Below are 2044 nucleotides of genomic sequence, written 5' to 3' on the forward strand. Positions count from 1 at the left end.
CATAGAAATAATGTATGGGTTGGCACTGGTTTCCAGGATGGATAGCCCGCCAGCCAATACAAACAGAGCTGCCAGAAAGTGGGAATACTGCATAGTCTGGCTGGCGGGATAAAACAGCAATGCACCGAACGCAAACAGACCCAGCCCAAGCAGTACACCGGATTTGTAAGAAAACTTTTTAATGTAGACAGCAGCAGGAAGAGCCAGGCAGAAGTAAGCACCGTAGAAAGCCATCTGAACAAGACTGGATTGAGCATCGTTTAAGATGAAGACCTTACGGAACTGGGCAATGAGTACATCGGTCATGTTATGTGCCAGTCCCCATAAGGCAAAACAACTGGTTATCATTACAAAAGGAACCAGTAACTTTTTTGGCACAAAGGGTGATTTTTTTCTGGTAGTCGATTTGCTATCGATAGACTGGGTTGTAGATAATTCACTCACTACATGTCTTCCCCTGGATGATATAAATCAAGCCTTAACCCAACAATAAGTAATCAATATCCACGGACACCCCGGGCCGCTTTTCGGGGAGCAGGCAGTGACACCTGTCAAAAGCTCGCACAATGCACCTGTGAAAAGCACCCGTAAAAAAGGTGGACAACTGACGTATTGCTATATCGGATTAAATTTACGAAATCCCTCATGCCATAGCTGTCCTGTCATGAACGCATTCCAATTGCCATAGAGGAGAGCATGAATGGCTGCCTGCAAACCGTTGCCTCAGTAGGTTTTCCGATGAGTTTCCGGGAGGGAGTATAGTTTGGTTGCTCAGTTATGCATGGCAGTTTTGCCTGAATTGTATTCAGGCTCAAAATACGTGACTCTGGGAACTGGCTCGTTTGAGCCCAACCCTGTGTTTTATGACAGGATTGGGTCGTGAGGTTGTGACAGGTATTCTCTGGATTGCATCTCTTGCAGACGACTGATGGTGCGCTGGAACTCAAAGTTCAGCTTGCCGGAGGTGTAAAGTTCTGATAGGGGAGATTCGGCGGTCAGGATGAGTTTAACGTTGCGGTCATAGAACTCGTCCACCAGATTGATAAAGCGCCTGGCCTGATCGTCTTTCTTTTCGCCCATTTGTGGTACATTTTCCAGAATGACTGTCTGGTAAAGACAGGCCAGTTCTATGTAGTCGTTCTGGCTTCTTGGACCATCACAGAGTGTCGCGAAACTGAACCAGCCTATGTCTTCGCAGGTGCGCTTGCTGTTGATCAATCTGCCCGCTATCTCAATGATCTCGGCTTCCCGGCAGTGGCTGATATCCGGTGCCAGGTCATTGAATGTTTTCTGCAGATGTCGATCGGCTTCCGTTCCTAATGGACTGTGGTAAGTGTCTGCTTTTTCCAGGAGGCGGAGGCGATAGTCCGTGCCGCCATCAACGTTGACCACCAGAGTATGCTCCTTTATCTGAGCAATGGCTGGCAGGAAACGGATTCTTTGCAAACCGTCTTTGTAGAGCTCATCGGGTACCACGTTGGAAGTGGCTACCAGTGTAATGCCTCTCTGAAAGAGTTGCTCAAAGAGACCACCTAAAAGCATGGCGTCGGTGATGTCAGAGACAAAAAACTCGTCAAAGCAGATTACCCGGGTTTCAGCAGCCAGTATTTCTGCCACTTTATCCAGAGGGTTCTTTTCTCCGGACAGATTTTTCAATTCACCATGAACCCATCGCATGAAGTGGTGGAAGTGCATGCGCTTTTTCTCGGGGAACGGCAGGCAGTCGTAAAAGGTGTCCATCAGATAGGTTTTACCCCGGCCAACGCCTCCCCAGAAATAGAGTCCACGAGCGGTGTGGGTTTCTTTGTCGGCAAAAGGGTTGATGCGTTTGAGCAGAGAGGTGCGGGGGGTGACAGCCGTCAGTTGATCAAAAAGACGCTGGAGATGCTGAACCGCTGCTTCCTGAGCCGGGTCATGGCTGAAGCTGTCTTTCTTTAAGTCCTGCTGGTAACGAGATTCCGGGGTCATGCTGGTCATTCAGTTGTTATTTCACTCTATCCATCGTTGACGGGGTTCGTATCAATAGTTGATGAAACAGTAAAGG

General features: G+C 48.4%; 1 protein-coding gene and 1 pseudogene. Both read right to left on the minus strand.

Annotation, left to right across the window (positions count from 1 at the left end; genetic code table 11):
• Positions 1-444, minus strand: a pseudogene (locus KDK16_RS06295) (glucose/galactose MFS transporter); the annotation flags it as partial.
• Between the two features lie 417 nt (positions 445-861).
• A complete protein-coding gene (gene zapE / locus KDK16_RS06300) occupies positions 862-1968 on the minus strand; it encodes a cell division protein ZapE (RefSeq protein WP_306670744.1) in 1107 nt (368 codons plus the stop codon).
• Positions 1969-2044: the final 76 nt, after the last annotated feature.

Source organism: Endozoicomonas sp. SESOKO4, from assembly GCF_024606275.1.